Source organism: Curtobacterium flaccumfaciens (assembly GCF_051548005.1).
Lineage (GTDB): Bacteria > Actinomycetota > Actinomycetes > Actinomycetales > Microbacteriaceae > Curtobacterium.
Genome location: NZ_JBPUGH010000182.1, coordinates 1 through 6,095, shown reverse-complemented (window position 1 = coordinate 6,095; position 6,095 = coordinate 1). Strand labels below are relative to the sequence as shown.

Below are 6,095 nucleotides of genomic sequence, written 5' to 3'. Positions count from 1 at the left end.
CCTCTCTCGACGAAACGCGCGCGTTCCGACGTCGCACGTGTCGATCGACGCGTGGCACGTCGACACGCGCGCGTTTCGTGAAGCGCACCACCCCGCCCCCCGTTCGGGGCGACGCCTAACGTCCTCGCGCACGGCGGCCGACAGGCCCGTACGAGCAGGGATCGCTCGCCCAACCGGCCACGGATCGGCCACCGTACATCGACGACGTCAGGGGACGCGTCGATCCGAAGGGGACGGTCCAACTGTGTTCGATTCCGTGACGAGCGCCGCGCTGCAGAGCGCCCTCGACGGCCTGTCGATGCGCCAGCGGGTGATCGCGAACAACGTCGCGAACATCAACACGCCGAACTACCACGCCGAGAAGGTGCAGTTCGAGGACGCTCTCGCGAAGTCGATCGTCGACGGGAACGGCGCGACGACCCCGACGGTGGCCCGCAGCCTCGAGCCGACGAACACCAACGGCAACAACGTGAACCTCGACGAGGAGACCCTCTCGAACGTCGACACGGTGCTGCGGTACCAGTTCGCGACGCAGGCGATGAACGCCGAGCTCACCAGTGTCCGTGCGGCGATGCGGACGAACTCGTGACGACCTTCGACGCGATCGGCATCGCGAGCACCGGCATGACCGTGCACCGGAAGTGGCTCGACGCGATCTCGGACAACATCGCGAACGTCAACACCGTCCGCTCGATGGACGACTCCGCGTTCCAGGCCCGCTACGTCGAGGTCCAGGAGGGTGCCGGCGTGTCCGGCGCCTACGTCAAGGGCGCCGCGTTCGGCAGCGCCGCCGGTCGCGTGACGTACGACCCCGACAACCCGCTCGCGAACGCCGAAGGGTACGTCCGGATGCCGGACATCGACCTCGGCACGCAGATGGCGGACCTCATCATGGCCCAGCGCGGCTACCAGGCGAACGCCGCCGTGGTCGACCGTGCCAAGACCGCCTACGAGGCGGCACTGCAGATCGGGAAGAACTGATGCCCATCGACGCCGTGAACGGTGTGACCACCAACGCCATGACCCGCGCCTTCGCGGGCGCGACCGACGCCGCGACCGGTGCCGGGGCGACCGGCACCACCGGGGTCGGAGCGACCGCCGCGACCGGCACGTCCGGCGACGGGTTCGCCGCGAGCCTCGGGAACGCGGTCGACGGTCTCCAGCAGCTGCAGAGCGACTCGAAGACCCTCGCGCTCAAGGCCGTCACCGGCAACCTCGACGACATCCACGACGCCACGATCGCCGCCACCCGGGCGCAGGTCACGCTCGAGCTCGTCGCGGCCGTCCGCAACAAGGGCGTCGACGCCTTCAACGAGATCATGAGGATGCAGGCCTGATGCCCGTCGCCGTCAAGAACGTCTGGGCGCGCCTCGCCGCCTACGTCAAGGGGTTCAGCGCCGCCCAGCGGACCATCGCGATCCTCGTCGTCGCCGCGCTCGTGCTCGGCGGCATCGCGCTCGCCAGCTGGCTCGGCAAGGCGTCCTACGCGCCGCTCTTCACCGGCCTGGCCGCCGCGGACGCCTCGAGCGTCACCGACCAGCTCACCACCGACGGTGTGCCCTACCAACTCACCGACGGCGGCGCCACGATCCTCGTGCCGCAGGGCTCCGTGTACTCCGAGCGACTCAAGGCCGCGGCGAACGGCCTGCCCTCGTCGAACGAGGGCGGCTACTCGCTCCTCGACCAGATGGGCGTCACGAGCTCCGAGTTCCAGCAGAACGTCACCTACAAGCGGGCGATCGAGGGTGAGCTCGCGAAGACGATCCAGGCGATGGACGGCGTGCAGACCGCCTCGGTGCAGCTCGCGATCCCGGAGAAGACCGTGTTCGTCTCGGAGGAGAAGGACCCGACGGCGTCGGTGTTCATCGCGACGAAGAACGGTGCGCAGCTCAGCTCCGACCAGGTGCAGGCGATCGTGCACCTCACGAGCGCCGCGGTCGAGGGCATGCAGCCCACCGACGTGTCCGTCGTCGACTCGAAGGGGCAGACCCTCTCGGCCGTCGGCACGGGCGCGGCGGGCAGCGGTACCGACCAGGCGGCCGACTACGACCAGGCCACGAGCAAGAAGATCCAGGACCTCCTCGACACGACCCTGGGCGCGGGCAACGCCACGGTCGTCGTCTCCGCGACGATGAACCAGAACACCGGCACGAAGACCTCCGAGTCGTACGCCGCGCCGACGAGCGGCCCGGTCGCCCTCAACGAGTCGAGCACGACCGAGCAGTACGGCGCCGGTTCGGGTGCCGGCGGTGCGGGCGCGACCGGCGTCCTCGGCCCGGACAACATCGCGGTGCCGAACGGCACCGCGAGCAGCGGCACCGGCAACGACTACAAGAACGAGTCCGCGACGAAGAACAACGCCGTCGACCACACCACCGAGACGACGCAGATCCCGGCCGGGGCGCTCGAGAACCAGTCGATCTCCGTCGCGCTGAACTCGAAGGCCGCGAGCGTGCAGAACGCGAACCTGCAGAGCATCAACGACCTCGTGTCCCGGGCCGCCGGCGTCGACTCGACCCGCGGGGACAAGGTCGCCGTGGCGATGATGGACTTCGACACGACCGCCGCCTCGCAGGCTGCCGCCGCACTCAAGGCGCAGCAGCAGGCCGACCAGCAGGCCTCGCTCTGGGCGACGATCCGGACCGCCGGCATCGTCATCGGCAGCCTCCTCGCCCTCATCGCGATCATGTGGGTGATCGCCCGACGTGCTCGACGCCAGGAGCGCGAAGCGGTCGACCTGGGCGAACTCGACGCATTCGCCGGGGAGACGTTCCAGTTGCCGCTCGCGGTCGACGAGCCCGACGCACTGCGCGCCGGCGACGCCCCGACCGTCGCACTGCCGACCCTCCCCGTCGAGGACGCGCCGACCGAGCTCCTCACCACCGAGGACATCAGCGCCGAACGACGACGCCAGGACATCCAGTCCCTGGCCGAACGCGACCCGAAGCGCACGGCCGACCTCCTCCGCGGGCTCCTCGACGACCGGGCGTCGGTGTGAGCGCCCTCGTCCCGAGCGGCGGCGGTCTGGGCGGCCCCGGCTCCTCCGGCGGCGCCGACCGTCCGCTGACCGGCTCGCAGAAGGTCGCGCTCATCCTCATGCAGATGGAGACCGACCGCGCCGCCGAGGTGATGAAGCAGTTCACCGAGCTCGAGGCCGAGGAGATCTCCGCCGAGATCGTCCGGATGCGCCGCGTCGACGACACCGTGGTCGACCGCACGATGACCGAGTTCCACCGCATGACCCAGAGCGGCCGCCTGCAGAAGCGCGGTGGCAAGGAGACCGCGATGGGCCTGCTCGAGGCCTCGTTCGGGGCCGAGCGCGCCGCGGGTGTCATGGACCGCTTGGCGTCGAACCTCGCCGGGCAGTCCTTCGACTTCCTCGACGACGCCGAGCCCGGCCAGGTCGTGACCCTGCTCGAGGGCGAGCTCCCGCAGACCATCGCACTCGTCCTCGCGCACCTGAAGCCCGGGCAGGCCAGCGCCGTGCTCGCCGGCGTCGACGAGCGTGCCCGGACCGACGTCGCCCAGGCCTTCGCCACCATGGGCTCCGCCACCCCGGAGGCCGTCGGGATCGTCGCCGGCGTCCTCCGCCAGCGCGCCGGAGCCGTGGTCTCGCCCCGCGAGAGCGTCGAGGTCGTCGGCGGCATCGCACCCCTGGTCGAGATCATCAACCGTTCCGACGTCGCGACCGAGAAGGCCGTGCTCGACGGACTGGAGGCGCGGGACCCCGAACTCGCCGAGGACATCCGCTCGCGGATGCTCACCTTCGAGGACATCGTCAAGCTCGAGGCGCGCGACATCCAGCAGGTGCTCCGCGGCATCGACTCGAAGATCCTCGCGACCGCGATGAAGGGCGCTGCCGGACCGGTCGTCGAGACCATCCGCGCCAACGTGTCCGAGCGCAACCGCGAGCTCCTCGACGACGAGCTGCAGGCGATGGGCCCGATCCGCGTGTCCCAGGTCGAGGAGGCCCGCGCCGAGGTCGTCCGCTCCGTGCGTGAACTCGAGGCCCAGGGCGTCATCACCGTCCACCGCGCGGAGGAGGACGAGCTCGTTGACTGACCAGACCGTCCAGCGCATGACGTTCCCCGTCCTCGGGTCGGGCGCGGTCCCCACCGCCGACCCGGCGGCCGAGGTGCGCGGGCACGCCGCCGGTTACGCCGCCGGACTCCGCGCGGCGCAGGCCGAGACCGCCGCACTGCAGGTCCGGTTGCAGGCCGAGCACGACCAGCGCCTCGCCTCGCTCACCGCCGACACCGTGCGGCGCGTCGCCGTGCTCGACGCCGCGACCAACGCCCTGCTGTCGCAGGTCGTGCCCGTCCTCCGTGATGCCGAGGCATCACTCGCGGACGCGGCCATCGACCTGGCCGAGGCCGTCGTCGGGTACGCGATCCGTGCCTCCCGTTCGGTGGACGCGACCGGTGACGGCCGGGAGGCGGGGGATGCGTCCGGCGCGGAGGCCACCGTCCTGCGGGCGCTCGCCTCCGTCGACCAGACGGTCGCGCTCCGCGTCCGGGTGAGCGCCGCCGACGCGGCGCGCGTCTCCGATCTCGACATGGCGGTCCCCGTCGTCGGCGATCCGACGCTGTCCGACGGCGACGCCGTCGTCGACCTGCCGGACGGGCTGCTCGACGCCCGCATCGGTGCCGCGCTCGACCGCGCCCGCGAAGCCCTCGGTGGTGCCCGGTGACCGCCACCCTCCTGCGTCCCCGCGGCCTCGACGCCGCGATCGCGCACGCCCGGCCGGTCCGCCAGGGCGTGGTGTCGAGCGCCGTCGGGCTCGGCCTCACGGTCGCGGGACTCGACGCGCACGTCGGCGAGGTCGTCCTCGTCGGCGCCGAGGGAGGACCGCAGACGACCGTCGAGGTCGTCGCGACCGACTCCTCCGGCGTGCGGTGCATGCCGCTGGGCCGACTCGTCGGGGTCACCGCCGGCACACCTGCCCGCCCCACCGGTCGCCCCGTCCTCGTCCCGACCGGCGCCGGGCTCTTCGGCCGGGTGCTCGACGGGCTCGGACGGCCGATCGACGGCCGCGGTCCGCTGCGGAACGTCGACGGTGCGCCCGTCGCCCTGGTGCCGCTCGACCACCCGACGCCCGACGCCATGGGGCGCGCCCGCATCGACACGCCGCTGCAGCTCGGCGTCCGGGTGCTCGACACGCTGACGACCGTGGGCCGGGGGCAGCGCATGGGCCTCTTCGCCGGCTCCGGTGTGGGCAAGTCCTCGCTGCTGTCGATGATCGCGCGGGGGAGCGACGCGGCCGTCAACGTCATCGCCCTCGTGGGGGAGCGCGGCCGTGAGGTGCGCGAGTTCCTCGAGGACGACCTCGGCGCCGAGGGCCTCGCCCGGTCGATCGTCGTCGTGTCGACCTCCGACGAGCCCGCGCTGATGCGCCTCCGTGCGGCGTTCGTCGCCACTCGCATCGCCGAGTCGTTCCGCGACGCCGGCCAGGACGTCGTGCTCATGATGGACTCGCTCACCCGGGTCGCGATGGCCCAGCGGGAGATCGGCCTGTCGGTCGGCGAGCCGCCGGCCACCCGGGGCTACCCGCCGTCGACGTTCTCGGTGCTCGCCGGACTGCTCGAGCGGGCCGGGACCGACCGGGTCGGCAGCGTCACGGGGCTCTACACCGTGCTCGTGGACGGCGACGACCACAACGAGCCGATCGCCGACGCCGCGCGCAGCATCCTCGACGGGCACGTCGTGCTCGACCGGAAGCTCGCCGTCACCGGGCACTTCCCGTCGGTCGACGCGCTCGGTTCGGTGTCCCGCGTCGCCTCCAAGGTGACGACCCGCGAGCAGCGGGACGCCGCCACGGCGCTCCGGACGGTGATGGCCGCTCGCCGTGCGGCGCAGGACCTGCTCGACGTCGGCGCGTACCAGCGCGGGACGAACCCGCTCGTGGACGCCGCGGTCGACCACCAGCACGCGATCGACGCGTTCCTCCGGCAGGGCATGGACGAGCGGGTGACCGCAGCCGGGTCGTGGGACGCCCTCGCGGCGCTCGTGCGCACGCTCGGCGTCGGGGGTGGTGCCTGATGGCCAGGAAGTTCCCCCTCGCCGGTCTGCTCCGGCTCCGGCACGCCGAACAGGAC

The 6,095-nt window shown here is 72.1% G+C and carries 7 protein-coding genes; all 7 read left to right on the top strand.

All coding sequences use genetic code 11. From position 1 onward, the window contains the following. The first annotated feature begins 244 nt into the window (after window positions 1-244). The 7 genes from ACSW7Y_RS15635 to ACSW7Y_RS15605 are packed head-to-tail and all read left to right on the top strand — an operon-like array spanning window position 245 to window position 6,039. Window positions 245-589: a flagellar basal body rod protein FlgB gene (locus tag ACSW7Y_RS15635; RefSeq protein WP_058727224.1), complete on the top strand. Its 345-nt coding sequence runs from the start codon at window positions 245-247 to the stop codon at window positions 587-589. Further along, window positions 586-981 carry a flagellar basal body rod protein FlgC gene (locus ACSW7Y_RS15630; protein WP_096899330.1) on the top strand — a complete coding sequence of 132 codons (396 nt, stop codon included), beginning with the start codon at window positions 586-588 and terminating at the stop codon, window positions 979-981. Before ACSW7Y_RS15635 ends, ACSW7Y_RS15630 begins: the two co-directional genes overlap by 4 nt. Beyond that, window positions 981-1,337 (top strand): flagellar hook-basal body complex protein FliE, encoded by a 357-nt coding sequence (fliE, locus tag ACSW7Y_RS15625; protein ID WP_438127163.1) that lies wholly within the window; start codon window positions 981-983, stop codon window positions 1,335-1,337. The genes ACSW7Y_RS15630 and fliE overlap by 1 nt, the downstream gene beginning before the upstream one ends. Beyond that, window positions 1,337-2,998: a flagellar basal-body MS-ring/collar protein FliF gene (gene fliF / locus ACSW7Y_RS15620; protein ID WP_438127162.1), complete on the top strand. Its 1,662-nt coding sequence runs from the start codon at window positions 1,337-1,339 to the stop codon at window positions 2,996-2,998. The genes fliE and fliF overlap by 1 nt, the downstream gene beginning before the upstream one ends. Continuing rightward, window positions 2,995-4,062 (top strand): flagellar motor switch protein FliG, encoded by a 1,068-nt coding sequence (gene fliG / locus ACSW7Y_RS15615; protein WP_438127161.1) that lies wholly within the window; start codon window positions 2,995-2,997, stop codon window positions 4,060-4,062. Before fliF ends, fliG begins: the two co-directional genes overlap by 4 nt. 16 nt (window positions 4,063-4,078) lie before the next feature. Beyond that, on the top strand, window positions 4,079-4,690 hold the full coding sequence (locus tag ACSW7Y_RS15610) for a FliH/SctL family protein (RefSeq protein ID WP_438127160.1): 612 nt from the start codon (window positions 4,079-4,081) through the stop codon (window positions 4,688-4,690). Next, a complete protein-coding gene (locus tag ACSW7Y_RS15605) occupies window positions 4,687-6,039 on the top strand; it encodes a FliI/YscN family ATPase (protein ID WP_438127159.1) in 1,353 nt (450 codons plus the stop codon). The genes ACSW7Y_RS15610 and ACSW7Y_RS15605 overlap by 4 nt, the downstream gene beginning before the upstream one ends. Window positions 6,040-6,095 lie beyond the last annotated feature (56 nt).